This window comes from Dryocola mayonis (assembly GCF_051307045.1).
Taxonomy (GTDB): Bacteria; Pseudomonadota; Gammaproteobacteria; order Enterobacterales; family Enterobacteriaceae; genus Dryocola.
Map to the genome: position 1 here is coordinate 756,637 of NZ_CP150452.1, position 25,510 is coordinate 782,146.

The following is a 25,510-nucleotide window of genomic DNA, read 5'->3' on the forward strand; positions in this document are numbered from 1 at the left end:
AACAAGTTGGGCCAGCATGCACGACAAACATCCCCATCCCGATACTACCTTCAGCCTCACCGACGTCACCTTTCGCGTCCCAGGCCGCACGCTGCTTCATCCGCTGTCCCTCACCTTTCCCATCGGTAAAGTTACCGGCCTGATAGGCCATAACGGCTCGGGCAAATCCACGCTGCTGAAAATGCTGGGGCGGCATCAAAAGCCCTCGCAGGGCGAGGTGCGCCTGAACGACCAGCCGCTGGACAGCTGGAGCAGCAAGGCTTTTGCGCGGCAGGTGGCTTATTTACCGCAGCAGCTGCCCGCGGCGGAAGGGATGACGGTGCGTGAGCTGGTCGCCATCGGTCGCTATCCGTGGCACGGCGCGTTGGGGCGATTTGGCGTAGCGGACAGGGAGCTGGTGGAAGAGGCGATTGCGCTGGTTGGCCTGAAACCTTTTGCCCACCGTCTGGTGGACAGCCTTTCCGGCGGCGAGCGTCAGCGCGCATGGATTGCGATGATGGTGGCGCAGGACAGCCGCTGTTTACTGCTTGATGAACCGACCTCCGCGCTGGATATCGCCCATCAGGTGGACGTCCTCGCGCTTATCCATCGGCTGAGCCAGGAGCGTGGCTTAACGGTGATTGCCGTGCTGCACGATATTAATATGGCCGCGCGCTATTGCGACCATCTGGTGGCGCTGCGCGGCGGCGAAAAGATCGCTCAGGGCAGCCCGGCTGAAATTATGCAAAGCGCAACGCTTGAGCATATCTACGGCATTCCGATGGGGATTTTGCCGCATCCTGCGGGCGCTGCACCGGTGAGCTTCGTTTACTGATGTCTGAACTGATTAACCCACCAATAAGCCGTCGCCAGCTGCTGACGGCGCTGGCGCTGTCGCCGCTCTTATTCAGAACGGGCGGCGCGCAGGCGGCGCCTGTCGATCCTCGCCGCATCGTCGCCCTCGAATGGCTGCCCGCCGAGCTGATGCTCGCGCTTGGCGTCACGCCGATGGCGGTAGCCGATATGGACAACTACCGCGCCTGGGTAGGCGAGCCCGCATTGCCCGCCGGCGTTATTGACGTCGGCCTGCGCACCGAGCCTAACCTGGAGCTGCTTACCCAGCTGAAACCTTCGCTGATCCTCTACTCCGCGGGCTACGGGCCGTCGCCTGAAAAAATGACGCGCATCGCGCCGGGGCTTGGGTTCAACTTTAACGATGGTTCCGGCAGGCCGCTGACCGTTGCGCGTCATTCGCTGAGCGAACTCGGAGAAAAGCTGGGCATGCCGCAGGCGGCAAAAGATCATCTGGACCATTTCGACCGCTTTATCGCTGACATGAAACCGCGCTTTGCGCAGCGGGGCGATCGTCCGGTGCTGCTGATGACGCTGCTCGACCCGCGCCACGCGCTGATCGTCGGGCAAAACAGCCTCTTCCAGGAGGTGATGGATCTGCTGGGGGTGAAAAATGCCTGGCACGGCGAAACCAATTTCTGGGGCACCGCGGTGACGGGGCTTGAACGCCTGGCGGCGATTAAAGATGCGGATGTGATTTGTTTCGATCACAACAACGACAACGAAATGACCAAAATGATGGCCACGCCGCTGTGGAAAGCGATGCCGTTCGTACGCCAGCATCGTTTTCAGCGCGTGCCGGCGGTATGGCTGTACGGCGCCACCCTCTCCGCCATGAACTTCACGAAAATGCTGGCGAAAGCCGTAGGGAGCGCCGCGTGAGACGTCATCATGTTCTGTTCCCCGCCGCGCTGCTGGCGCTGCTGTTTGTCGCGGCCTGCGCGCTGACGCTTCACAATCTGAATGCGCAGCTGCCTTCGGCGCAGTGGTCGAAGGCCTGGCGGCAGCCCAATATCGACGATATTAGCCAGATGCTGTTCCACTACAGCCTGCTGCCGCGGCTGGCGATTTCTTTGCTGGTCGGCGCGGGCCTGGGGCTGGTCGGCGTGCTGTTCCAGCAGGTGCTGCGAAATCCGCTGGCCGAGCCGACCACGCTTGGCGTAGCGAGCGGCGCTCAGCTGGGCGTAACCGTTGCGACGCTGTGGGCGCTGCCGGGCGGCTTTGAGACCCAGCAATTTGCCGCGCTGATCGGCGCGGGCGTGGTTGGCCTGCTGGTGTTCGGCGTGGCGTGGGGCAAGCGTTTGTCGCCGGTTACGCTGATTCTGGCGGGCCTGGTGCTCAGCCTGTATTGCGGAGCGGTCAATCAGCTGCTGGCTATTTTCCACCACGACCAGCTGCAGAATATGTTCCTGTGGAGCACGGGCGCGTTGAACCAGCAGGACTGGAGCATCGTCAACGGCCTGTGGCCGCGTCTGGTCGGCGGGCTGCTGCTGACGCTGCTGCTGCTGCGTCCGCTGACGCTGATGGGCCTCGATGACGGCGTGGCGCGTAATCTTGGCCTGGCGCTGTCTCTGGTTCGCCTCGCGGCGTTAACGCTCGCCATCGCTATCAGCGCGCTGCTGGTCAACGCGGTGGGCATTATCGGCTTTATCGGCCTGTTCGCGCCATTGCTGGCAAAAATGCTGGGGGCGCGCCGTCTTGTGATCCGTCTGCTGCTGGCGCCGCTGATCGGCGCGCTGATTCTCTGGCTTTCGGACCAGGTGGTTATCTGGCTGACCAGCGCATGGCGTGAGATCTCGACAGGTACGGTGACCGCGCTGATTGGCGCGCCTTTGCTGCTGTGGCTGCTGCCGCGTCTGCGCACGGTGGGGATGCCGGCGATGAACGCCGGCGATAACGTGCCTGCCGAACGCCAGCATCTCGGCTGGTGGGCGCTTGCCGGCGGCGGCCTGCTGCTGCTGGTCATGGCTACCGCGCTCACCCTCGGGCGCGACGCCCACGGCTGGAGCTGGGTGAACGGCGAGATGTTCCACGATCTTCTGCCGTGGCGCTGGCCGCGCATGCTGGCGGCGCTGGCGGCGGGGATGATGCTGGCCGTGGCGGGAAGCGTAATCCAGCGGCTGACGGGCAACGCGATGGCCAGCCCGGAAGTGCTGGGCATCAGCTCCGGCGCGGCGTTTGGCGTGGTGATCATGCTGTTTATCGTGCCGGGGAATGCCTTCGGCTGGCTGTTCCCCGCGGGCAGCCTTGGCGCGGCGGCAACCCTGCTGGTCATTATGGTTGCCGCAGGGCGAGGGGGCTTCTCGCCCCAGCGCATGCTGCTGGCGGGCATGGCGCTGAGCACGGCTTTTACCATGCTGCTGATGCTGTTGATGGCAAGCGGCGATCCGCGAATGGCGGGCATTCTCACCTGGATCTCCGGCTCAACCTATAACGTGACCGGCGATCAGGCGGTCAAAACCTTCATTCTGATGGTCGTGCTGCTGGCCCTCACGCCGCTGTGCCGCCGCTGGCTGATGATTCTGCCGCTGGGCGGCGCAACCGCGCGCGCGGTGGGCATGGCGCTCACGCCGTCGCGATTTGCCCTGCTGCTGCTGGCTTCCGCGCTCACCGCCGCCGCGACGCTAACCGTCGGGCCGCTGAGCTTTGTCGGGCTGATGGCTCCGCATATCGCACGCATGCTCGGTTTCCGCCGCGCGATGCCGCAGCTGGTGATGGCTGCCCTGCTGGGCGGGATGCTGATGGTGGCCGCGGACTGGTGCGGAAGGATGCTGCTGTTCCCGGATCAGGTGCCCGCCGGGCTGCTGGCGACCTTTATCGGCGCGCCTTATTTTATTTATTTGCTGCGTAAGCAAAGCCGTTAGCGATATCGGCTGGCGCTTGCCCGAACTGGGGTTTGTGAATGTAGGGTGGACGGCGCCTGCGCCATCCACCTCTACTCGCAAAGTTAAAGCTTCGCAAACACCCGGCGCGCGGCGTCGATGGTCTTCTGAATATCTTCCTTCGAGTGCGCGACCGACATAAAGCCCGCCTCAAACGCGGACGGCGCCAGATACACGCCTTCTTCCAGCATCAGGTGGAAGAATTTCCTGAAGCGCTCCACGTCGCATGCCATCACGTCTTTATAGTTGGTGACGGTTGGTGCATCGGTAAAGAACAGGCCGAACATGCCGCCGACGTTGTTGACGACCAGCGGGATATTCTCGTCTTTTGCCGCCTGCAGCAGGCCGTCAGCCAGCATTTCCGTGAGCGCGGTTAACGTCTGGTGGACGCCCGGCTGGGAAACCGCGGTCAGGCAGGCGTAGCCCGCAGCCATAGCGATAGGGTTGCCGGAAAGCGTGCCCGCCTGGTAAACCGGGCCGGTCGGCGCCAGCGCGTCCATGATTTCACGGCGGCCGCCAAAGGCGCCCACCGGCATGCCGCCGCCGATGATTTTGCCAAGGCAGGTCAGATCCGGCTCAACGCCGTAATAAGCCTGAGCGCCGGCCAGCGCTACGCGGAAGCCGGTCATCACCTCGTCGATAATCAGCAGGGCGCCAAACTCGTCGCACAGCGCGCGCAGGCCCGGCAGGAAATCAGCGTTCGGCGGAATGCAGTTCATATTGCCCGCGACCGGCTCAACGATGATGCAGGCCACTTCCTGCGGGTATAGCTCAAACGCTTCGCGTACCGAGGCGACATCGTTATAGGTGCAGGTGAGGGTGTGTTTTGCGAAGTCCGCAGGCACGCCCGGCGAATTCGGCTGGCCCAGCGTCAGCGCGCCGGAGCCTGCTTTCACCAGCAGACAGTCGGCGTGGCCGTGGTAACAGCCTTCGAATTTAATGATTTTGTCACGGCCGGTGAAACCGCGCGCCAGGCGGATGGCGCTCATGGTGGCTTCCGTACCGGAGTTCACCATGCGCACCATGTCCATCGTCGGCACCAGCTCCGTCACCAGCTCGGCCATTTTGACTTCCATTTCGGTCGGCGCGCCAAAGCTCAGGCCGCGCTCCACGGCTTCGATAACCGCGTTACGAATCGCCGGGTGGTTATGGCCAAGGATCATCGGTCCCCAGGAACCGACGTAGTCGATGTAGGCTTTGCCGTCGGCGTCAAACAGATAGGCGCCGTCGGCGCGCTCAACAAACAGCGGGACGCCGCCGACTCCGGTAAAAGCACGTACCGGCGAGTTCACCCCGCCTGGGATGACTTTACGGGCGGCAGCGTACAGATTTTCTGATTTACTCATGAATCGGCTCCTGATTCGTGGAAAGAGTGGCAACGGGCTATTCTAAGGGAAACCTTCGGGGTTATGAAAGTTTTGCCCAGGCGCGCCGGACGAGTAGAATGCCCGCTCGATTTGTATTACTTATTAATGATTACGTTCATGAACCCTTTGCAATCCTCTTTTGAAGCGCGGCAGATTGCGCGTTTGCGCAGAGGCGACGCCGTGCGCCGCCTGATTCGCCAGGACAAAACGCCGGCGGCGATTTTGTTTATGGCGGCCCTCGTCGGGACGCTGGCCGGCCTTGCGGGCGTGGCTTTTGAAAAAGCCGTTAACTGGATGCAGCAAAATCGCCTGGCGATGCTGGCACAGGTTGCGGATCGCTCCGTCATCGTCTGGCCGGCGGCTTTTATCAGCTCGGCGCTGTTAGCGATGGTTGGCTACTATCTGGTACGCCGGTTTGCGCCGGAAGCGGGCGGCTCCGGCATTCCTGAAATCGAAGGCGCGCTGGAAGAGCTGCGGCCGGTGCGCTGGTGGCGGGTCATTCCGGTGAAGTTCATCGGCGGCATGGGCACGCTCGGCGCGGGGATGGTGCTGGGGCGCGAAGGTCCGACGGTGCAGCTGGGCGGCAACATTGGCCGCATGATACTGGATATTTTTCGCCTGCGCGGCGCGGAAGCGCGGCATACTTTACTGGCAACGGGTGCCGCCGCCGGGCTGTCGGCGGCCTTTAACGCGCCGCTTGCGGGCATTTTGTTTATCATCGAAGAGATGCGGCCGCAGTTTCGTTACAGCCTGATTTCGATAAAAGCGGTCTTTATCGGCGTGATTATGTCGAGCGTGGTATTTCGCATTTTTAATGGCGAAAACGCGGTCATCGAGGTGGGCAGGCTTGCAAACGCTCCCGTTAATACGCTCTGGCTGTATCTGGTATTAGGGATGGTGTTCGGCATAGTCGGCGTGTTGTTCAACTCGCTGGTGTTTCGCACCCAGGATATGTTTCAACGCATCCACGGCGGCGAGATTAAAAAATGGGTGCTCATCGGCGGCCTGCTGGGCGGAATCTGCGGCGTGTTGGGTCTTATTCAGCCCGCGGCGGCGGGCGGCGGTTTTAACCTGATCCCTATCGCCGCGGCGGGAAATTACACGCTGGGCATGCTGCTGTTTATTTTTATCGCGCGCGTTATTACCACGCTGCTTTGTTTTTCATCGGGCGCGCCGGGCGGGATTTTCGCGCCGATGCTGGCGCTGGGCACCCTGCTTGGCACCGCGTTTGGCATGGCAGGCGCCGCGTGGTTTCCGGCTTATCACCTTGATGTGGGTACCTTTGCTATCGCGGGAATGGGCGCGCTGTTTGCCGCATCGGTGCGCGCGCCGCTGACCGGCATCGTGCTGGTGCTGGAAATGACCGACAATTATCAGCTCATTTTGCCAATGATTATTACCTGCCTTGGCGCGACACTATTAGCGCAATTCCTCGGCGGAAAACCTCTATACTCCTCAATACTTGCGCGCACTTTAGCACGCCAGGAAGCAGCAATGCGGGCTAAAGCGCAGCCGGGCCCGGCCGGGGAGAATACTTGAACGATTTGACCCCGTATTAGATAATGGCCCTAAAGATCGGGTTAAAATTTACCCGGCTTGTTATTTCGTTGGGAGCAAAAAATGAGTGATGACGTAGCGCTGCCCCTGCAGTTTACAGAAGCAGCAGCCAATAAAGTTAAGAGCCTGATCGCAGATGAAGAGAATCCGAATCTGAAACTGCGTGTTTACATCACCGGTGGTGGTTGCAGCGGCTTCCAGTATGGTTTCACCTTTGATGACCAGATCAACGACGGCGATATGACCATTGAGAAGCAGGGCGTCGCGCTGGTGGTTGACCCGATGAGCCTGCAGTATCTGGTAGGCGGCGCGGTAGATTATACCGAGGGTCTGGAAGGTTCTCGCTTCGTGGTGACTAACCCGAACGCGAAAAGCACCTGCGGGTGTGGTTCCTCCTTTAGCGTCTAAGCGCTGCGGGAAAAGAAAAAGCCGTGTTATGAAACACGGCTTTTTTATGCCTTACTGTCTGTCTTCAAGGGCAAAGGTCGGCAGTTTAAGATGCCAGCGGATCGCCGCAAGGCGTATCGTCAGCGTTACCAGCATGCCGATCATGCTGGCCTGCTCCAGCGGAACTTTAAAGGTATAGAAAGCGGTAGCATGCACAATGCCGCCGATGATGCAGGCGGTAGCGTAAATCTCCGTGCGCAGGATCATCGGGATTTCACGCGCCAGCACGTCGCGAATAATTCCGCCGCCCACGCCGGTCAGCACGCCCATGCAGATGGCGATCAGCGGGCTGGTGCCCGCCAGAAAAGCTTTGTTTACCCCGATGCCGACGAACACGGCAAGCCCGACGGCGTCCAGTACCGGTAGGATCCACTTCGGCAGGCGGCGCGGCTGGCGCACCAGCAGGATAGTCAGCAGGCAGGTGACCATCGCCACCACCAGATCCGTCGGATCTTTTACCCAGAACACAGGGCCGTTCGCCAGCGCCATGTCGCGTATTGTTCCTCCGCCTACGGCCGTCACCACGCCCAGCACCAGCACGCCAAAAGGATCCATACGGAGTTTTCCGGCAAGCAGGACGCCAGAGATAGCAAAGACGGCTGTGCCAATAATATCCAGCCAGTAGACCAGCATTTATTATCCTCAGAAGACGCTATTGTTTCGCCAGCTCCGCGCAGAGCTGTTTTGCGGCGAGGATAATACGCGGGCCCGAGCGGCTAAACCAGTCATCATTCACCGCAATGATCGGAATAGGTAGCTGGCTTTGCCAGAATTGCTGCACCGGTGGGATCTGCGTCTTATCGCCGGTGATGATGATAGCCTGCGGTTTGCGCACGAGCACCTGCTCGCGGCTGACCTGCGGCCATGGAACGCGGCTGTCGGCAAAGATATTCTGCCCGCCGCACAGCGTCAGGATTTCGTTTTGCAGCGAACCTTTCCCGGAGGTGAAGAGGGGATGCTGCCCGAACTGGAGAAACACTTTTTTCTTCGCCGCCTGCGCGTACTGCGCTTTTAACGCCTGGAATTCCGCCGCCAGCCTGTCGGCAGCTTTATTCGCGGTTTCCGGCGTTGGGCTGAATTCCCCAAGCTGGCGCAGCGCGGAAATGACCTCGGCAACCGTGGTGGGATCTAACCAGACGACTTTTATCCCGAGCGCCGCCAGCTGGTTCACCTGGCGTTCCGCGTTGCCGGCGCGCCAGGCCAGCACCACATCCGGCTTTAACGCCACGATGCGTTCAAGGTTCATGCCCTGCCAGTTAGCCACCTGCTCAAGCTTTTTGGCCGCCTGCGGGTAATCTGACCAGGCGCTTACCGCCACCGGCGTAATACCCGCCGCGAAGGCAAGCTCGGTATTGCCCGGCGACAGGGAGATAACCCGCGGCGCGGCGCACAGCAGCAGGGGCAGGCAGAACAACAAGGCGCCTGCCGCGCGCCAGAACGTCCTGTTAACCACGAGCCAGCTTCTGCACCAGCTTTTCAACCATCAGCGTGGACTGTTTCGCCGCTACCGCCAGGAACTCGTCGAAGCTCAGGTGAGACTGCTGATCGGCCACGTCAGAAATCGCGCGCACCACCACGAACGGCGTGCCGAAGCTGTGGCAAACATGGGCGACGGCCGTGGCTTCCATTTCTACCGCTACGGGCCTGCGGGAAGTTGTGGCGAATTTTCGCCAGCGCCACGGAGCCGTTGATAAACGCATCGCCGCTGATGACCAGGCCGCGCACCGCGTTCAGGTTCAGCTCGGTAATGCATTCTTCCGCTGCGGCAATCAGTTTGGCATCGGCTGCAAAGGCCGCAGGACAGCCCGGCAGCTGGCCATACTCGTAGCCAAAGGCGGTCACGTCCGCATCGTGGTAGCGCACTTCGTCAGACACGACGATATCGCCTACCTTCAAAGCAGAAGCCAGGCCGCCTGCGGAACCGGTGTTGATAACCAGGTCCGGTTTGCAGTGCTCAAGCAGCAGGGTTGCGCCCATCGCCGCCGCGACCTTACCGATGCCGGATTTCAATAGCGCCACTTCCACGCCGTTGAGCGTGCCGGTGTAAATTTCACAGCCCGCAAGCTTCAGCGTTTGACGGTTTTCGATTTTGTCACGCAGCAGCGTAACTTCTTCTTCCATTGCACCAATAATGCCTGCTTTCATAGAGATACTCGCAATAGTGTTAGTTAGGATGCATAGTCTATCATGGCAAGCGTAAAGGAATTAATCCGCTCTTGAGTCGGGCGAAGGAGAGGGCATGAGTGAACTAGATTTCCGCAAGAAAATTAACTGGCACCGTCGTTTCCGATCGCCTACCGGCATCAAGAATGAACATGAGATTCTGCGCATTTTCGAAAGCGATCGCGGCAGAATCATCAATTCTCCGGCGATCCGCCGGCTGCAGCAAAAAACTCAGGTTTTCCCTCTTGAGCGAAACGCTTCCGTCCGCACCCGCCTGACGCACTCTATGGAGGTGCAGCAGGTTGGGCGCTACATCGCCAAAGAGGTGCTCAGCCGTCTTAAGGAGCAGCAGTCCCTTGAAAAATACGGGCTGAGCGAGCTGACCGGGCCCTTTGAAAGCATTGTCGAAATGGCCTGTCTGATGCACGACATCGGCAATCCGCCTTTCGGGCATTTTGGCGAGTCGGCCATCAACGACTGGTTTCGCCAGCGGCTTTTTCCCGCAGACGCCGGCAGCCAGCCGCGTAGCGACGATCGTTGTAAGGTAAACGCGCTGCGGCTGCGGGAAGGAGAGGAGCGCCTAAACGAGCTGCGCCGCAACGTGCGTCAGGACCTTTGCCATTTTGAAGGTAACGCGCAGGGCATTCGCCTGGTGCACAGCCTGCTGCGGATGAATCTGACCTGGGCGCAGGTGGGCTGCATCCTGAAATATACCCGTCCCGCCTGGTTTGTCGGCGACCCGCCGCAAAGCCACGCCTATTTGATGAAAAAGCCCGGCTTTTACCTTTCCGAAGAGAGCTACATCAAACGCCTGCGTGCGGAGCTAAAGCTGGGAGAATTCAGCCGCTTTCCTCTTACCTGGATTATGGAAGCCGCGGACGATATCTCCTACTGCGTGGCGGACCTTGAAGACGCCGTTGAGAAAAATATCTTCAGCGTCGAGCAGCTTTACCAGCACCTCTGCGCCGCCTGGGGAGAGCGCCGGCCGGATGACCTGTTTGAAAAAGTGGTGAACGAGGCGTGGCGCAAATCCAGCACTAACCAAATGCGCCGCAGCACCGAAGATCAGTTTTTCATGTATCTGCGGGTCAATACGTTAAATCAGCTGGTGCCGTATGCGGCGCAGCGTTTTATCGACAACCTGCCGGAGATTTACAGCGGCGAGTTTAATCACGCTCTGCTGGAGGACGACAGCCCCTTTGCGCGGCTGCTGGAGTTATATAAGCAGGTGGCGATAAAGCAGGTCTTCAGCCATCCTGAGGTGGAACAGCTAGAGCTGCAGGGCTACCGGGTTATCAGCGGACTGCTTGAAATTTACAGCCCGCTCCTCAATATATCCGCCGAGGATTTTGCTGAGCTGGTGGAAAAAGAGAGCCTGCGTCGTTTGCCTATCGAGACGCGGCTTTACCATAAGCTGTCGACCAAGCACCGGCTTGCTTATATCGAAGCCGTAAACGACTTAACGCCTGCGGAGCCTGAATACGCCGTGCGGGAGTATTATTATCGCTGCCGGCTGATTCAGGATTACATCAGCGGCATGACGGATTTATACGCCTGGGATGAATATCGGCGTTTAATGGCGGTGGAGTAACGCGTCGTTGAGTTTTGTAAAGACGACCAATAATTTTTTACTTTTTCCAGTGAGTTATCGGCGGAACTAAGCGCTATAACACCACTCTATATAGACCTGCACAGCAATTACGCGTGACTTATAACTTGAGAGTGAAAGAGATGAAAAAAACCACTTTAGCAATGAGTGCGCTGGCTCTGAGTCTGGGTTTGGCGCTGGGGCCTGTGTCCGCCATCGCCGCTGAGACGGCTTCTTCCGCATCTGCCTCGCAGCCGCTGCCAAGCCTTGCGCCGATGCTTGAAAAAGTCATGCCATCGGTGGTGAGTATTAACGTTGAAGGCAGCACCACGGTAAATACTCCGCGCATGGGGCGCAATTTCCAACAGTTCTTCGGCGACAATTCGCCATTCTGCCAGGAAGGTTCGCCTTTCCAGAGCTCTCCATTCTGTCAGGGCGGTCCCGGGGGCGGGTCTGACGGCGGTTCACAGCAGCAGAAATTCGCCGCTCTGGGTTCCGGGGTCATTATCGATGCCGCCAAAGGCTACGTGGTGACCAATAACCACGTCGTTGATAACGCAACCAAAATTCAGGTATCCCTGAGCGACGGCCGCAAGTTTGAAGCAAAAGTCGTGGGTAAAGATCCGCGCTCCGATATCGCGCTGCTGCAGCTGCAGGATCCGAAAAACCTGACGGCGATTAAAATGGCCGACTCCGACGCCCTGCGCGTGGGCGACTACACGGTAGCCATCGGCAACCCGTATGGCCTGGGCGAAACCGTGACCTCGGGGATCGTTTCGGCGCTGGGGCGCAGCGGTCTGAATATCGAAAACTATGAAAACTTCATCCAGACGGACGCGGCGATTAACCGCGGCAACTCCGGCGGCGCGCTGGTTAACCTGAACGGCGAGCTGATCGGCATCAATACCGCGATCCTTGCCCCGGACGGCGGCAACATCGGCATTGGCTTCGCCATTCCGAGCAATATGGTGAAAAACCTCACCGCGCAGATGGTGCAGTACGGCCAGGTTAAGCGTGGCGAGCTGGGCATTATGGGCACCGAGCTGAACTCCGAGCTGGCGAAAGCCATGAAGGTCGATGCGCAGCGCGGCGCCTTCGTAAGCCAGGTTATGCCTAACTCTTCCGCAGCCAAGGCGGGCGTGAAGGCCGGCGACGTGGTGGTGTCGATGAACGGTAAGGCCATCAGCAGCTTTGCGGCGCTGCGTGCGGAAGTGGGTTCTATGCCGGTAGGCAGCAAAATTACCCTTGGCCTGCTGCGCGACGGCAAGCCGGTTTCCGTGAATCTGGAACTGCAGCAAAGCAGCCAGACTCAGGTGGACTCCTCCACCATCTTTACCGGCATTGAAGGCGCGGAAATGAGCAACCGCAGCGGTAAAGATGAAAAAGGCGTGATCGTCAATTCGGTAAAAGGTAATACCCCTGCTGCGCGTATCGGCCTGAAAAAAGGCGATATTATTATCGGCATCAACCAGCAGCCGGTGAACAATATCGCCGAGCTGCGCAAGGTCCTCGACACTAAACCTTCGGTGATGGCGCTTAATATTCAGCGCGGCGACAGCACTATTTATCTGCTGATGCAGTAATAGCCGGCCGCAGCCATTCTCTCCCCGTAATAAGGGCCGCGAAAGCGGCCCTTTTTTGTGAACCTTGCCACAACTCCACATTCCTGCGCGCCGCTTCGGGCATTTGCACAATGCCTGAGCTATTTCCGTCGCCTATGCTAGGCCATTAGCACGACGGGAGAGGAAGCAATGGCTGGCTGGCACCTTGATACGAAAATGGCGCAGGACATCGTTGCGCGCACCATGACCATCATCGACACCAATATCAACGTGATGGACGCCCGCGGACGCATTATCGGCAGCGGCGATCGGGAACGTATCGGCGAGCTGCACGAAGGAGCGCTGCTGGTGCTTTCGCAGGGGCGCGTGGTGGATATTGACGACGCCGTAGCCCGCCATTTGCACGGCGTGCGCCAGGGGATCAACCTGCCGCTGCGTATCGACGGCGAAATCGTTGGGGTAATCGGCCTGACGGGCGAGCCGAATGCGTTGCGTAAGTACGGCGAGCTGGTCTGCATGACCGCGGAAATGATGCTCGAACAGTCCCGCCTGATGCACCTGCTGGCGCAGGACAGCCGCCTGCGTGAAGAGCTGGTGATGAACCTGATTCAGGCGGACGAGCACTCCGCGGCGCTGACCGAGTGGGCGCAAAGGCTGGGTATCGACCTCAATCAGCCCCGCGTGGTGGCGGTGGTGGAGGTGGACAGCGGCCAGCTTAGCGTGGACAGCGCCATGGAAGAGCTGCAGCAGCTGCAGAACGCGCTTACCACCCCCGAGCGCAATAACCTGATAGCGATTGTCTCTTTGACGGAGATGGTGGTGCTCAAACCCGCGCTCAATCAGTTCGGGCGCTGGGATGCCGAAGATCACCGTAAGCGCGTTGAACAGCTTATCAGCCGCATGAAAGAGAACGGCCAGCTACGTTTTCGCGTGGCGCTCGGCAACTATTTTACCGGCCCCGGCAGCATCGCCCGCTCTTATCGCACCGCGCGTACGACCATGATGGTCGGCAAACAGCGCATGCCGGAAAGCCGCAGCTACTTCTATCAGGATTTGATGCTGCCCGTTCTGCTCGACAGCCTGCGGGGCGGCTGGCAGGCCAACGAGCTGGCGCGGCCGCTGGCGCGTTTAAAAAGCATGGATAACAACGGCCTGCTGCGCAGAACCTTAAGCGCGTGGTTTAGCCATAACGTGCAGCCGCTGGCTACGTCGAAGGCGCTCTTTATTCACAGAAACACGCTTGAGTACCGGCTTAACCGCATCTCGGAGCTAACGGGACTGGATTTGGGGAATTTCGACGATCGCCTGTTGCTGTATGTCGCTTTGCAGCTCGACGAGCAGAGGTAAAATAGGGCGGATGGCGTTTGCGCTTATCCGCCCTACATGCAGCTGCGAAGCAGGGCGAACAGGCGCGGCGCCATCCGCCGGGGGAACTTATTTATTGCGGGTTAGCTTTTCCAGATCGGCTTCAATTTCGCTGATCTTATTGGTCACAACCGATTCCAGATGGCGCAGATCTTCAAGGATCTTACGCTTCAGGTCCACCTCGGTGCGATCGCGCTGACAGAGCTGATCCAATTCATCGATCACGTAGCGCAGGTTGGGGCTTATCTCCTGCACTTCTTTGTAGCCCTGTCCTACGCCATCGGCGACGACGGTTTTGCGCTGGCGCGGATACTTAAACTTCACGCTTTTAGCAAAGAACTCGCCTTTATCCTTCTGGAAATAGATTTTCAGGATATCGTTGTTGGCTTCCTGCCGGAGGCTGTAACGATCGATTTCATCAGGATTGGTAATACCCAGACTTTTCAGGTTATCGTACATAGCGTTACCTTTTCGATATCATTAACCTATAGATAATCAACGGAAAATTCCTTTCCCGCCAGTCCCGGATGCAAAAAAGGCGGGTTACCCCGCCTTTTGAACATTTATTTTTTAGTCGATGGTCCGCAGCAGCTCGTTGATACCGACTTTACCGCGGGTTTTCGCGTCGACCTTCTTCACGATAACCGCACAGTAGAGGCTGTATTTGCCATCTTTCGACGGCAGGTTGCCGGAAACCACGACCGAACCTGCCGGCACGCGGCCATAGTGCACTTCGCCGGTTTCGCGATCGTAAATGCGGGTGCTTTGGCCGATATAGACGCCCATGGAAATCACCGAGCCTTCTTCTACGATAACGCCTTCCACGACTTCTGAACGCGCGCCGATAAAGCAGTTATCTTCGATGATGGTCGGGTTCGCCTGCAGCGGCTCCAGCACGCCGCCGATGCCGACGCCGCCGGACAGGTGCACGTTCTTGCCGATCTGCGCGCAGGAACCGACCGTCGCCCAGGTATCCACCATGGTGCCTTCGTCAACGTAGGCGCCGATGTTGACATAAGAGGGCATCAGCACGGTGTTGCGAGCGATAAACGCGCCCTGGCGCACCGCCGCTGGTGGCACAACGCGGAAGCCCTCTTTCTGGAAGCGCGCTTCGTCGTAGTCGGCGAATTTCATCGGCACCTTATCAAAATAGCGGCTTTCCGCTCCTTCCATGACCTGGTTGTCGTTGATACGGAAGGAAAGCAGTACGGCTTTTTTCAGCCACTGGTGGGTAACCCACTGGCCGTCAATCTTTTCGGCAACGCGCAGCGCACCGCTGTCGAGCAGGGAGATAACCTGGTTTACCGCAGCGCGAGTGACGGTATCAACATTAGCCGGGGTGATATCGGCGCGGCGCTCGAAAGCGGATTCAATGACGTTTTGTAGCTGCTGCATTGTGAAATTTTTCCTGATTGTGACTAAATTAACAGACTGTTATTTATCGTTTGGATTAAGGGCCGCTGTCAACCGTTGTTGAACCTCTTGTTGCAGCACATTATTAAGCGCGCGCCGGTCGGCCGTCGCAATTATAAATAAATCTTCTACTCTCTCGCCAATGGTGGTGATTCTCGCCCCGTGCAGCGAAATTCCGAGATCGGCAAACACCTGGCCGACCCGTGCCAGCAGGGCCGGGCTGATCGAGCGCAATCAGCTCCAGGAAAGTGCGTCTGTCGGTGTGCGTTGGCAGGAAGTTCACCTCGGTATCGACGGTAAAGTGGCGCAGTTTGGCCGACTGCCGGCGCGGCTGCGGCGGCTGCCAGCTGCTTTGGGTAATCGCCTGCTCAAGGCTGTGGCGAATTAACTCGTGGCGATCGCCGGACAGCGGGCTGCCGTCGGGCTCCAGCACGATAAAGGTGTCCATCGCCATGCCGTCGCGGGTGGTGAAGATCTGCGCATCGTGCACGCTGAGGTTACGCCGATCCAGCTCCGCGCACACCGCGGCAAACAGGTAAGGGCGGTCCGGGCTCCAGATAAAGATCTCCGTGCCGCCGCGCGTGGCTTGCGGGCTGAGCAGAATCATCGGTTTGTTGAGATCGTGCTTGAGCAAATGGCGCGCGTGCCAGGCCAGCTGGTTCGGCGTATGGCGCACAAAGTAATTTGCCCGGCAGCGCCGCCAGATATTGTGCAGCGCTTCCTCATTAATATTATCCATGCGCAGCAACGCCAGCGCCTGCAGCTGATGGTGACGCGCTCGCTCGCGCATGTCCGGGCTGTTCTGCATGCCCCGACGCAGCTGTTTTTCGGTAGCGAAGTACAGTTCGCGCAGCAGGCTCTGTTTCCAGCTGTTCCACAGGGTTTCGTTGGTGGCGCAGATATCCGCCACCGTCAGGCACACCAGATAGCGCAGGCGATTCTCGGTCTGCACCTCTTCGGCAAACTGCTTGATGACCTCCGGATCCTGAATATCGCGGCGCTGGGCGGTAACGGACATCAGCAAATGCTGGCGCACCAGCCAGGCGACAAGCTGGGTTTCCCGCGAGTTCAGGCCGTGAAGCTCGGCAAATTTCAAAATATCCTGCGCGCCCAGTACCGAATGGTCTCCGCCTCGCCCCTTGGCGATGTCGTGGAACAGGGCGGCAATCAGAATCAGCTCCGGATGGGAAAGGCGCGGCCAGAGATCCACGCACAGAGGGTGCTTCTGGCGCGTCTCTTCCTTCGAGAAGCTTTCCAGTTTTTGCAGCACGCGGATGGTGTGCTCATCAACGGTGTAGGCGTGGAACAGGTCAAACTGCATCTGCCCGACGATATGCGACCACTGCGGCATATACGCCCACAGCACGCTGTGGCGGTGCATAGGCACCAGCGCGCGGCTTACGGCGCCCGGATGGCGCAGGATTGCCAGGAAAAGGTCGCGCGCCTCAGGGATATAGCATAAGGGCTGCGTTAAATGGCGGCGCGCGTGGCGCAGGTGGCGCAGCGTGGTGGAGTAAATGCCGGTGATGTCGCGGTTGCGCACCATCATATAAAACATCCGCAGAATGGCCTGCGGTTCGCGCATAAACAGCGTTTCGTCGCGCAGGTCGATAAGCGAGCCGCGGAGCTGGAAGTCGTCGTCCAGCGGGCGGGGCTTTTCGCTGGCGTCGAGCGCGAGGATCGCCTCGTCGAAAAGCTGCAGCAGCATCTGATTAAGCTCGCCGACGCGGCGCGTGACGCGGTAGAAGTCCTTCATCATATGCTCAACCGGCTCGTTGCCTTCGCCGCTGTAGTTAAGGCGTTGGGCGACGCTGAGCTGCCTGTCGAACAGCAGGCGGTTGTCGTAGCGGCTCACCTCCAGATGGAGGGCGAAACGAATGCGCCACAGCAGGTGCTGACACTCATCGAGCTCTTTGCGCTCCGCCTCGGTCAAAAAGCCGAAGCCGACCATTTCGCTCATGGATGTCGCGCCGAAATGGCGGCGCGCGACCCATTGCAGCGTGTGGATGTCGCGCAGGGCCGCCGGGGCTGCTTTTGATATCCGGCTCCAGGTTATAGCTGGTGCCGTGATAGCGCCGGTGGCGCTCTTCCTGCTCGTCGATTTTGGCGGCGAAGAATTTAGCCGACGGCCAGAAGCCATCGCTGAAGACGTGCTTTTGCAGCTCGAGGAACAGGGCGACGTCGCCAATCAGCAGGCGGGTTTCAATCAGGTTGGTGGCGACGGTTAAATCCGACAGCCCTTCAAGCAGGCACTCTTCGAGGGTGCGAACGCTGTGGCCGACCTCAAGCTTCACGTCCCACAGCAAGGTGAGCAGCTCGCCGATTTTTTGCGCCTGCGCGTCGCTTAAACGTTTACGGCTGAGAATTAATAAGTCGATGTCGGAAAGCGGGTGCAGTTCGCCCCGTCCGTAACCGCCGACGGCGACCAGCGCGGCCTCGGGCACATCGCCAAATCCATAAAATAGCCACAGGCGCTGCAGCAGCTGGTCAATAAATTCGGTTCGGGCGTCGATCAGCTGCTCGGCGGAAATGCCGCTATCGAACGCCTCTCCAAGCCAGCGCTGGAAAATATCGATATGCGTCTTAATCTGGCCGCAGTTGAGATCGGTTTCAGGCCAGCTTGCGGGATAATCAGGTTGCCCGGAAATCTCAGGAAGCACGGTGTTGGCATACTGCTCGGGTAAGCTCTGGGTCATATTCCGCCATCCATAAAAAAAGCCGGCGCGGGCCGGCTTTGAGTGCTGACTTACGTCAGGAAAATCACTCGTTATGCGAAATAACGTTCGGGATGGTGTCATCCTTGCGTAACGTAAGAATTTCGCAGCCGTTATCTGTCACCACAATAGTATGCTCGTATTGTGCAGACAAGCTGCGATCTTTGGTTTTCACCGTCCAGCCGTCTTTCATGGTGCGAATGCGGTAGTCGCCGGCGTTGACCATAGGTTCAATAGTAAAGGTCATGCCTGCCTGCAGCACCACGCCGCCGTCATCGGCATCGTAATGCAGAACCTGCGGCTCTTCGTGGAAGACGCGGGCCGATGCCGTGCCCGCAGTATTCGCGCACCACAGAGAAGCCTTCCGCCTCGACGAATTTCTGAATCGCCGCGCCCAGGGTACGCAGACGAATGCCCGGTTTTACCATGCGCAGCGCCAGATACAGGCTCTCCTGCGTAACGCGGCACAGGCGCTCGCCCAGAATCGTAGGTTTGCCCACGATAAACATTTTGGAGGTATCGCCGTGATAGTCGTCTTTGATAACGGTCACGTCGATGTTGACGATATCGCCATCTTTCAGGACCTTTTCGTCATCCGGAATACCGTGGCAAACCACTTCGTTAATAGAGATGCACACCGATTTCGGGAAGCCATGATAGCCAAGGCATGCGGAAACCGCCTGCTGCTTGTTGACGATGTAATCATCGCAGATACGGTCCAGCTCGCCGGTAGTTACGCCGGGCTTGACGTGGGCTTCGATCATTTCCAGCACTTCGGCGGCAAGCGCGCCGGCAACGCGCATTTTTTCGATTTCTTCAGGTGTTTTAATTGAGATGGCCATTAATTCGTTCCGCAGATGTCGACTTTTCGACAATAATTGAGCAGGTGTACGTCAATGTTATCAGGGCCTACCGACAGTGCCAAATTGAGAATGGAGCGCCGCCGCGTCTGCCAACAACTATTGGAGTCTGCGTCTCTTTTATGGTATAAAGCGCGCCGGACTGTGACTGCCGATTTTTCGGCATGCGGCCAACACTCTCACTTTGTGTAAATAACACACACGTATCGACACATATTCCGGGGTGCCCTCAGGGGTCGGTAATATGGGATACGTGGAGGCTTAACCCCAATTACTATAGAGGTTTTAAACATGGCAACTGTTTCCATGCGCGACATGCTCAAGGCTGGTGTTCACTTCGGTCACCAGACCCGTTACTGGAACCCGAAAATGAAGCCTTTCATCTTCGGCGCGCGTAACAAAGTTCACATCATCAACCTTGAGAAAACTGTACCTATGTTCAACGAAGCCCTGGCTGAGCTGAGCAAGATTTCTTCTCGTAAAGGCAAAATCCTTTTCGTTGGTACTAAGCGCGCTGCAAGCGAACCAGTAAAAGAAGCTGCTCTGAGCTGCGATCAGTTCTTCGTGAACCATCGCTGGTTGGGCGGTATGCTGACTAACTGGAAAACCGTTCGTCAGTCCATCAAACGTCTGAAAGATCTGGAAACTCAGTCTCAGGACGGTACCTTCGACAAACTGACCAAGAAAGAAGCGCTGATGCGCACCCGTGAACTGGACAAGCTGGAAAACAGCCTGGGCGGTATCAAAGACATGGGCGGCCTGCCGGATGCTCTGTTCGTCATCGATGCCGATCACGAACACATTGCTATCAAAGAAGCTAACAACCTGGGCATCCCAGTGTTCGCAATCGTTGATACCAACTCCGATCCAGATGGCGTTGATTTCGTTATCCCAGGTAACGACGATGCAATCCGTGCCGTTACCCTGTACCTGGGTGCTGTTGCAGCTACCGTGCGTGAAGGCCGTTCTCAGGATCTGGCTGCTCAGGCAGAAGAAAGCTTCGTAGAAGCTGAATAATAAGGTTCGCTCTTTCGAGCCCTTATTAACCAGGTATTGCATAGTTTGGTTAGGGGGCCTGTCTCAGGCCCCCTTTTTATTTTGAGCCAGGGTTCGCCCACACGTGAACCAGGGCTTATCTCTCTTCACGAGATAACCGAGGATTAAAGAATGGCTGAAATTACCGCTGCTCTGGTAAAAGAACTGCGTGAGCGTACTGGCGCAGGCATGATGGATTGCAAAAAAGCCCTGACTGAAGCTAACGGCGACATCGAGCTGGCAATCGAAAACATGCGTAAATCTGGCGCTATCAAAGCCGCTAAGAAAGCAGGTAACGTTGCTGCTGACGGCGTGATCAAAACCAAAATCGAAGGCAACTACGGTGTGATTCTGGAAGTTAACTGCCAGACTGACTTCGTTGCTAAAGATGGCGGTTTCCAGGCGTTCGCTGACAAGGTGCTGGATGCCGCAGTCGCTGGCAAAATCACCGACGTTGAAGTGCTGAAAGCTCAGTTCGAAGAAGAGCGCGTAGCGCTGGTTGCGAAAATCGGTGAGAACATCAACATCCGTCGCGTTGCTGCTCTGGAAGGCGAAGTGCTGGGCAGCTACCTGCACGGCGCGCGTATCGGCGTTCTGATCGCGGCTAAAGGCGCTGACGAAGAGCTGGTTAAGCAGGTTGCAATGCACGTTGCAGCAAGCAAGCCTGAATTCGTGAAGCCTGAAGATGTGTCTGCTGAAGTGGTAGAAAAAGAGTACCAGGTTCAGCTGGACATCGCCATGCAGTCCGGCAAGCCGAAAGAAATCGCAGAGAAAATGGTTGAAGGCCGCATGAAGAAATTCACCGGCGAAGTTTCTCTGACCGGCCAGCCTTTCGTTATTGACCCAAGCAAAACCGTTGGTCAGTTCCTGAAAGAGCACAATGCCGACGTGACTAACTTCATCCGCTTTGAAGTGGGCGAAGGCATCCAGAAAGTTGAGACTGACTTCGCAGCAGAAGTTGCTGCCATGTCCAAGCAGTCTTAATTTTTAAAAAAGGAGCCGCCAGTTGGCGGTTCCTTTTTATCCAGCCTCAAATATCAGTCTGATCTGATACAGTTCTTGCTGATATGCGACACAATGTCGCCAGATTTATCCATCCCCAACGTTTACTGTTCTCAGGAAAGAAACATGGCTACCAATGCAAAACCCGTCTATAAACGCATCCTGCTTAAGCTAAGCGGCGAGGCCCTGCAGGGCACTGAAGGTTTCGGTATCGATGCGAGCATACTGGACCGTATGGCTCAGGAAATTAAAGAGCTGGTTGAACTGGGTATTCAGGTCGGGGTGGTAATCGGCGGCGGCAACTTATTCCGCGGTGCGGGCCTGGCGAAAGCCGGCATGAACCGCGTTGTGGGCGACCACATGGGCATGCTGGCGACCGTAATGAACGGCCTGGCGATGCGCGACGCGCTCCATCGCGCCTATGTGAACGCCCGCCTGATGTCCGCTATTCCGTTGAATGGCGTGTGCGACAACTATAGCTGGGCTGAGGCAATCAGCCTGCTGCGTAACAACCGCGTGGTGATCCTTGCCGCCGGCACCGGTAACCCATTCTTCACTACGGATTCGGCCGCCTGCCTGCGCGGAATCGAGATTGAAGCGGATGTGGTGCTGAAAGCCACCAAAGTAGACGGCGTGTTTACCGCCGATCCGGTTAAAGATCCTACGGCGACCCTCTACGAGCAGCTAACCTATACGGAAGTGCTGGATAAAGAGCTGAAGGTTATGGATCTGGCCGCCTTTACCCTCGCCCGTGACCACAAGCTGCCGATTCGTGTCTTCAACATGAATAAGCCGGGCGCATTGCGCCGCGTGGTCATGGGTGAAAAAGAAGGCACTCTTATCACTGAATAATTTCAGTCGAAGCCTAATCAGGGTAAGATTTGGCTTTAACGCACCTAAGAATAAACAGGGCTATACTTAGCTCGCAGCGCGATTGCTGCGCAGGTAAGCGTGGTCTGCCTTAAACCAGTTTTCAAGGATTCGTAACGTGATTAGCGATATCAGAAAAGATGCTGAAGTGCGCATGGAAAAATGCGTTGAAGCGTTCAAAACCCAAATCAGCAAAGTGCGTACCGGCCGCGCTTCCCCAAGCCTGCTGGATGGCATCGTCGTGGAATACTACGGCACGCCAACCCCGCTGCGCCAGCTGGCTAGCGTGACGGTTGAAGACTCCCGTACGCTGAAAATCAACGTGTTCGACCGCTCCATGAGCCCGGCCGTTGAAAAAGCAATTATGGCCTCCGACCTCGGTCTGAACCCAAGCTCTGCGGGCAGCGATATTCGCGTTCCGCTGCCGGCGCTGACCGAAGAGCGTCGTAAAGACCTGATCAAAGTCGTTCGCGGCGAAGCTGAAGGCGCCCGCGTTGCGGTACGCAACGTACGTCGTGACGCTAACGACAAGGTTAAAGCCCTGCTGAAAGATAAAGAGATCAGCGAAGATGACGATCGCCGTTCCCAGGACGACGTTCAGAAAATGACCGACGCCGCCATCAAAAAAATCGATGCGGCGCTGACCGATAAAGAAACCGAGCTGATGCAGTTCTAATCTTCTTCGTGACAGACCAAACGCCGTACACAGGCCGTGATTCGCTTCACGGGTTTTGTTTACGGCGTTTTGCTTTTCGCTCAAAGGCATAGACAAGCCCTGTCTGCCGCCGCACACTTATTTGTCTTTTTTACTATTACAATCCAGAGTCCCAGATGAAGCAGCTGACCATCCTTGGTTCCACCGGTTCTATCGGCACCAGCACCCTGAGCGTCGTTCGTCATAACCCTGAACAATTTTCCGTGATGGCGCTGGTGGCCGGGAAGAACGTCGCACGTATGGCAGAGCAGTGCCTGGAGTTTCGACCGGCCTGGGCGGTGATGGATGATGAGGCGTCAGCCCAGCGGCTGCGTGAAATTCTGCGCGAGCAGGGCAGCGCCACCCGGGTGCTGGCGGGACAGAAAGCCGCCTGCGACATGGCGGCGTTAGACGGCGTCGATCAGGTGATGGCGGCGATTGTCGGCGCGGCGGGGCTGCTGCCAACGCTTGCCGCTATCGCGGCGGGCAAGCAGGTTCTGCTGGCCAACAAAGAGTCGCTGGTGACCTGCGGGCGTCTGTTTATGGATGCCGTAAAGCGCAGCGGGGCGCAGTTATTGCCTATCGACAGCGAACATAACGCGATTTTTCAGAGTTTACCGGAAACAATTCAGCAAAACCTGGGATACGCTGAGCTGGAAGATAATGGCGTCTCTTCCATTATCCTCACCGGGTCTGGTGGCCCTTTTCGTGAAACGCCGATTGGCGATCTGGCGGCAATGTCGCCGGACCAGGCATGTTGCCATCCGAACTGGTCGATGGGGCGCAAAATCTCCGTTGACTCCGCCACCATGATGAACAAAGGTCTCGAGTATATTGAAGCCCGCTGGCTGTTTAATGCTCGCGCAAAACAGATGGAAGTGCTGATCCATCCGCAGTCGGTTATCCACTCTATGGTGCGTTACCTTGATGGTAGCGTGCTGGCGCAGCTGGGCGCGCCGGATATGCGCACGCCTATTGCGCATGCGATGGCGTTCCCGGAACGCGTGGCGTCGGGTGTTGAGCCGCTGGATTTCTGCAAGATCGGCACCTTTACCTTTATGGAGCCGGATTATCACCGCTATCCTTGCCTGAAGCTTGCGATTGAAGCCTTCGAGCAGGGGCAGGCTGCGACAACCGTTCTTAACGCGGCGAACGAGATTGTGGTGGAGGCTTTCTTACACCATCGTCTGCGGTTTACGGATATCGCGGCGCTTAACCGCGCGGCGCTGGAACAGGTCGATCTGACCGAGCCGCAAAGCGTTGACGAGGTGCAGGCGGTGGATGCAGCCGCGCGTGAAATCGCCAGAAATCTGGTGACGCGCGTCGCTTACCGATGATAATTCAGTCGGCCGGCCTCCCGCCATTTGTTAGCGTTGTGCTTCAGTGATATAGTCTGCGCCACCTTTCCATCGGATATGGCTGATTGAAAGGTGGAAAGCCGTGTCATAGCACGGCTTTTTTGTGTGAAGACCGAAGTCATTCTCGAGTACCGCTTAATCCTTATCAGGGAATTATTACGCGTTATGTTGTCAGCAAACCAACAATTAAGCGAAACCGCACCCGCACATGGCGCGCGCCATGTTGCCATTATTATGGATGGCAATGGTCGTTGGGCTAAACGACAGGGGAAGATGAGGGTCTTTGGTCATAAAGCGGGAGCGAAATCCGTCCGCCGTGCCGTCAGCTTTGCGGCCAATAACGGCATTGAGGCGCTCACGCTTTATGCCTTTAGCAGTGAAAACTGGAATCGCCCGGCGCAGGAAGTGAGCGCGTTGATGGAGCTGTTTGTATGGGCTTTAGACAGCGAAGTCAAAAGCTTACATCGCCACAATGTTCGTTTGCGAATCATTGGCGACACGGGCCCGCTTCAACTCGCGTTTGCAAGAACGTATTAATAAAGCCGAAGCGCTGACCAGTCAAAATACCGGATTGACGCTCAACATCGCCGCGAATTATGGCGGTCGTTGGGATATTATTCAGGGAGTTCGGCATCTTGCCGGGCAGGTGCAGGAAGGTTTGTTGCGCCCGGACCAGATTGATGAAGAGTTGCTAAGCCAGCAGATCTGCATGAATGAACTGGCCCCCGTGGATTTAGTAATTAGGACAGGAGGGGAGCATCGCATCAGTAACTTTCTGATTTGGCAGATTGCCTATGCAGAGCTTTACTTTACGGATGTTCTTTGGCCTGATTTCGATGAACAAGACTTTGAAGGTGCGCTAAATGCTTTTGCGAATCGAGAGCGTCGTTTTGGCGGCACTGCACCTGGTGGCGAATAAGCCTGTTGGGGGTCACTTTTGCTGAAGTATCGCCTGATTTCTGCGTTTATTTTAATACCTGTTGTCATTGCTGCGCTGTTCCTGCTTCCGCCGGTCGGTTTTGCTATCACCACCCTTGTCGTGTGCATGTTAGCCGCCTGGGAATGGGGACAGCTGGCCGGATTTAAAGCGCGATCCCAGCGGGTATGGCTGGCGGTACTTTGCGGCCTGCTGCTGGCGGCGATGCTTTTTGCCCTACCGGAATACCATCGCACGGTACATATCCCGTTGATTGAATTCTCGCTCTGGGCCTCGCTTGCCTGGTGGGTTGCGGCGCTGTTGCTGGTGCTGTTTTATCCGGCCTCCGCGGCTATCTGGCGCAACTCCAGAACCCTGCGGCTGATCTTCGGCCTGCTGACTATCGTGCCGTTCTTCTGGGGCATGGTTGTGCTGCGCAGCTGGCATTACGACAGCAACCACTACACCGGCGCGATGTGGCTGCTGTACGTTATGATCCTCGTTTGGGGAGCTGATTCCGGCGCTTATCTCTTCGGTAAAATGTTCGGTAAGCATAAGCTGGCGCCAAAGGTTTCTCCGGGTAAAACCTGGCAAGGTTTTATCGGCGGCCTGTTTACTTCGGCCGTTATCTCGTGGATGTTCGGCATGTGGGCGAATCTGGACGTTACGCCTTCTATCCTGCTGGTGTGTTCAGTTGTCGCCGCGCTGGCCTCCGTACTGGGCGATTTAACCGAAAGCATGTTCAAGCGCGAAGCAGGAATTAAAGATAGCGGTCACATGATCCCCGGTCATGGTGGTATCTTAGATCGCATTGACAGTCTGACAGCGGCGGTGCCGGTGTTTGCCTGTCTGCTTTTGCTCGTTTTCAGGACGATTTAACGGAAGG

General features: G+C 57.5%; 19 protein-coding genes and 4 pseudogenes. 15 read left to right on the forward strand and 8 right to left on the reverse strand.

The features are described 5' to 3' along the window. Positions 1 to 16 precede the first annotated feature (16 nt). From fhuC to fhuB, 3 genes are read left to right on the forward strand one after another with little or no spacing between them, the layout of a single operon-like run. Entirely contained in the window at positions 17 to 814 is a 798-nt protein-coding gene (gene fhuC, locus WLO32_RS03655) for a Fe3+-hydroxamate ABC transporter ATP-binding protein FhuC (protein ID WP_435947224.1), read from the forward strand. Positions 815 to 822: 8 nt separating this feature from the next. Next, positions 823 to 1,713, forward strand: coding sequence for a Fe(3+)-hydroxamate ABC transporter substrate-binding protein FhuD (fhuD, locus tag WLO32_RS03660; protein ID WP_435948239.1), 891 nt, complete (start codon positions 823 to 825; stop codon positions 1,711 to 1,713). Then, on the forward strand, positions 1,710 to 3,695 hold the full coding sequence (fhuB, locus tag WLO32_RS03665) for a Fe(3+)-hydroxamate ABC transporter permease FhuB (protein ID WP_435947225.1): 1,986 nt from the start codon (positions 1,710 to 1,712) through the stop codon (positions 3,693 to 3,695). Before fhuD ends, fhuB begins: the two co-directional genes overlap by 4 nt. An 83-nt stretch (positions 3,696 to 3,778) precedes the next feature. Here fhuB and hemL read toward each other — a convergent pair whose 3' ends face one another. After that, positions 3,779 to 5,059, reverse strand: coding sequence for a glutamate-1-semialdehyde 2,1-aminomutase (gene hemL / locus WLO32_RS03670; protein WP_435947226.1), 1,281 nt, complete (start codon positions 5,057 to 5,059; stop codon positions 3,779 to 3,781). Between the two features lie 138 nt (positions 5,060 to 5,197). Between hemL and clcA the strand changes: the two genes are divergently transcribed. Next, positions 5,198 to 6,619 (forward strand): H(+)/Cl(-) exchange transporter ClcA, encoded by a 1,422-nt coding sequence (gene clcA, locus WLO32_RS03675; protein ID WP_435947227.1) that lies wholly within the window; start codon positions 5,198 to 5,200, stop codon positions 6,617 to 6,619. 81 nt (positions 6,620 to 6,700) lie between these two features. Next, on the forward strand, positions 6,701 to 7,045 hold the full coding sequence (gene erpA, locus WLO32_RS03680; protein WP_121264506.1) for an iron-sulfur cluster insertion protein ErpA: 345 nt from the start codon (positions 6,701 to 6,703) through the stop codon (positions 7,043 to 7,045). Positions 7,046 to 7,096: 51 nt separating this feature from the next. Here the strand turns inward: erpA and WLO32_RS03685 are convergent, their stop codons facing one another. The 3 genes and pseudogenes from WLO32_RS03685 to mtnN form a co-directional block, all read right to left on the reverse strand. Then, positions 7,097 to 7,717 (reverse strand): TRIC cation channel family protein, encoded by a 621-nt coding sequence (locus WLO32_RS03685; protein ID WP_435947228.1) that lies wholly within the window; start codon positions 7,715 to 7,717, stop codon positions 7,097 to 7,099. A 19-nt stretch (positions 7,718 to 7,736) separates the two neighbouring features. Further along, complete coding sequence (btuF, locus tag WLO32_RS03690) at positions 7,737 to 8,537, reverse strand: vitamin B12 ABC transporter substrate-binding protein BtuF (protein WP_435947229.1); 801 nt, start codon at positions 8,535 to 8,537, stop codon at positions 7,737 to 7,739. Further along, a pseudogene (gene mtnN / locus WLO32_RS03695) lies at positions 8,530 to 9,229 on the reverse strand (5'-methylthioadenosine/S-adenosylhomocysteine nucleosidase). The gene btuF and the pseudogene mtnN overlap by 8 nt, the downstream one beginning before the upstream one ends. A gap of 94 nt (positions 9,230 to 9,323) precedes the next feature. Between mtnN and dgt the strand changes: the two are divergent. The 3 genes from dgt to WLO32_RS03710 all read left to right on the forward strand — a co-directional run bounded on the left by dgt (position 9,324) and on the right by WLO32_RS03710 (position 13,744). Then, a complete protein-coding gene (gene dgt, locus WLO32_RS03700) occupies positions 9,324 to 10,838 on the forward strand; it encodes a dGTPase (RefSeq protein WP_435947230.1) in 1,515 nt (504 codons plus the stop codon). A gap of 140 nt (positions 10,839 to 10,978) precedes the next feature. Beyond that, on the forward strand, positions 10,979 to 12,418 hold the full coding sequence (gene degP, locus WLO32_RS03705) for a serine endoprotease DegP (RefSeq protein WP_435947231.1): 1,440 nt from the start codon (positions 10,979 to 10,981) through the stop codon (positions 12,416 to 12,418). Positions 12,419 to 12,586: 168 nt separating this feature from the next. Further along, positions 12,587 to 13,744, forward strand: coding sequence for a CdaR family transcriptional regulator (locus WLO32_RS03710; protein ID WP_435947232.1), 1,158 nt, complete (start codon positions 12,587 to 12,589; stop codon positions 13,742 to 13,744). Positions 13,745 to 13,831: 87 nt separating this feature from the next. On the opposite strand, the gene WLO32_RS03715 is transcribed toward WLO32_RS03710, so the two are convergent. The 4 genes and pseudogenes from WLO32_RS03715 to map form a co-directional block, all read right to left on the reverse strand. Then, positions 13,832 to 14,221 (reverse strand): DUF3461 family protein, encoded by a 390-nt coding sequence (locus WLO32_RS03715; protein WP_121264525.1) that lies wholly within the window; start codon positions 14,219 to 14,221, stop codon positions 13,832 to 13,834. Between the two features lie 111 nt (positions 14,222 to 14,332). Beyond that, complete coding sequence (gene dapD / locus WLO32_RS03720; RefSeq protein ID WP_435947233.1) at positions 14,333 to 15,157, reverse strand: 2,3,4,5-tetrahydropyridine-2,6-dicarboxylate N-succinyltransferase; 825 nt, start codon at positions 15,155 to 15,157, stop codon at positions 14,333 to 14,335. 39 nt (positions 15,158 to 15,196) lie between these two features. After that, positions 15,197 to 17,871: pseudogene (gene glnD / locus WLO32_RS03725) on the reverse strand (bifunctional uridylyltransferase/uridylyl-removing protein GlnD). A 64-nt stretch (positions 17,872 to 17,935) separates the two neighbouring features. After that, positions 17,936 to 18,731, reverse strand: a pseudogene (gene map / locus WLO32_RS03730) (type I methionyl aminopeptidase). A gap of 309 nt (positions 18,732 to 19,040) precedes the next feature. On the opposite strand from map, the gene rpsB reads away from it, so the two are divergent. The 7 genes and pseudogenes from rpsB (at position 19,041) to cdsA (ending at position 25,503) form a co-directional block, all read left to right on the forward strand. Further along, positions 19,041 to 19,766 carry a 30S ribosomal protein S2 gene (gene rpsB / locus WLO32_RS03735; RefSeq protein WP_121264537.1) on the forward strand — a complete coding sequence of 242 codons (726 nt, stop codon included), beginning with the start codon at positions 19,041 to 19,043 and terminating at the stop codon, positions 19,764 to 19,766. A 150-nt stretch (positions 19,767 to 19,916) separates the two neighbouring features. Further along, positions 19,917 to 20,768, forward strand: coding sequence for a translation elongation factor Ts (gene tsf / locus WLO32_RS03740; protein WP_435947234.1), 852 nt, complete (start codon positions 19,917 to 19,919; stop codon positions 20,766 to 20,768). 144 nt (positions 20,769 to 20,912) lie between these two features. After that, positions 20,913 to 21,638: a UMP kinase gene (gene pyrH, locus WLO32_RS03745; protein ID WP_034460858.1), complete on the forward strand. Its 726-nt coding sequence runs from the start codon at positions 20,913 to 20,915 to the stop codon at positions 21,636 to 21,638. A gap of 136 nt (positions 21,639 to 21,774) precedes the next feature. After that, positions 21,775 to 22,332 (forward strand): ribosome recycling factor, encoded by a 558-nt coding sequence (gene frr, locus WLO32_RS03750; protein ID WP_121264542.1) that lies wholly within the window; start codon positions 21,775 to 21,777, stop codon positions 22,330 to 22,332. A 155-nt stretch (positions 22,333 to 22,487) separates the two neighbouring features. Then, entirely contained in the window at positions 22,488 to 23,687 is a 1,200-nt protein-coding gene (gene ispC / locus WLO32_RS03755) for a 1-deoxy-D-xylulose-5-phosphate reductoisomerase (RefSeq protein ID WP_435947235.1), read from the forward strand. Positions 23,688 to 23,873: 186 nt separating this feature from the next. Then, a pseudogene (ispU, locus tag WLO32_RS03760) lies at positions 23,874 to 24,627 on the forward strand ((2E,6E)-farnesyl-diphosphate-specific ditrans,polycis-undecaprenyl-diphosphate synthase). Between the two features lie 18 nt (positions 24,628 to 24,645). Next, on the forward strand, positions 24,646 to 25,503 hold the full coding sequence (gene cdsA, locus WLO32_RS03765) for a phosphatidate cytidylyltransferase (protein WP_121264547.1): 858 nt from the start codon (positions 24,646 to 24,648) through the stop codon (positions 25,501 to 25,503). Positions 25,504 to 25,510: the final 7 nt, after the last annotated feature.

Excerpts from the sequence above, each read along its gene's own strand:
- WLO32_RS03685 (WP_435947228.1), bottom strand. The coding sequence starts at position 7,717 with ATGCTGGTCTACTGGCTGGATATTATTGGCACAGCCGTCTTTGCTATC.
- hemL (WP_435947226.1), bottom strand. The coding sequence starts at position 5,059 with ATGAGTAAATCAGAAAATCTGTACGCTGCCGCCCGTAAAGTCATCCCA.
- fhuC (WP_435947224.1), top strand. The coding sequence starts at position 17 with ATGCACGACAAACATCCCCATCCCGATACTACCTTCAGCCTCACCGAC.
- dgt (WP_435947230.1), top strand. The coding sequence starts at position 9,324 with ATGAGTGAACTAGATTTCCGCAAGAAAATTAACTGGCACCGTCGTTTC.
- degP (WP_435947231.1), top strand. The coding sequence starts at position 10,979 with ATGAAAAAAACCACTTTAGCAATGAGTGCGCTGGCTCTGAGTCTGGGT.
- WLO32_RS03715 (WP_121264525.1), bottom strand. The coding sequence starts at position 14,221 with ATGTACGATAACCTGAAAAGTCTGGGTATTACCAATCCTGATGAAATC.
- ispC (WP_435947235.1), top strand. The coding sequence starts at position 22,488 with ATGAAGCAGCTGACCATCCTTGGTTCCACCGGTTCTATCGGCACCAGC.
- erpA (WP_121264506.1), top strand. The coding sequence starts at position 6,701 with ATGAGTGATGACGTAGCGCTGCCCCTGCAGTTTACAGAAGCAGCAGCC.
- tsf (WP_435947234.1), top strand. The coding sequence starts at position 19,917 with ATGGCTGAAATTACCGCTGCTCTGGTAAAAGAACTGCGTGAGCGTACT.
- pyrH (WP_034460858.1), top strand. The coding sequence starts at position 20,913 with ATGGCTACCAATGCAAAACCCGTCTATAAACGCATCCTGCTTAAGCTA.
- rpsB (WP_121264537.1), top strand. The coding sequence starts at position 19,041 with ATGGCAACTGTTTCCATGCGCGACATGCTCAAGGCTGGTGTTCACTTC.
- clcA (WP_435947227.1), top strand. The coding sequence starts at position 5,198 with ATGAACCCTTTGCAATCCTCTTTTGAAGCGCGGCAGATTGCGCGTTTG.
- WLO32_RS03710 (WP_435947232.1), top strand. The coding sequence starts at position 12,587 with ATGGCTGGCTGGCACCTTGATACGAAAATGGCGCAGGACATCGTTGCG.
- dapD (WP_435947233.1), bottom strand. The coding sequence starts at position 15,157 with ATGCAGCAGCTACAAAACGTCATTGAATCCGCTTTCGAGCGCCGCGCC.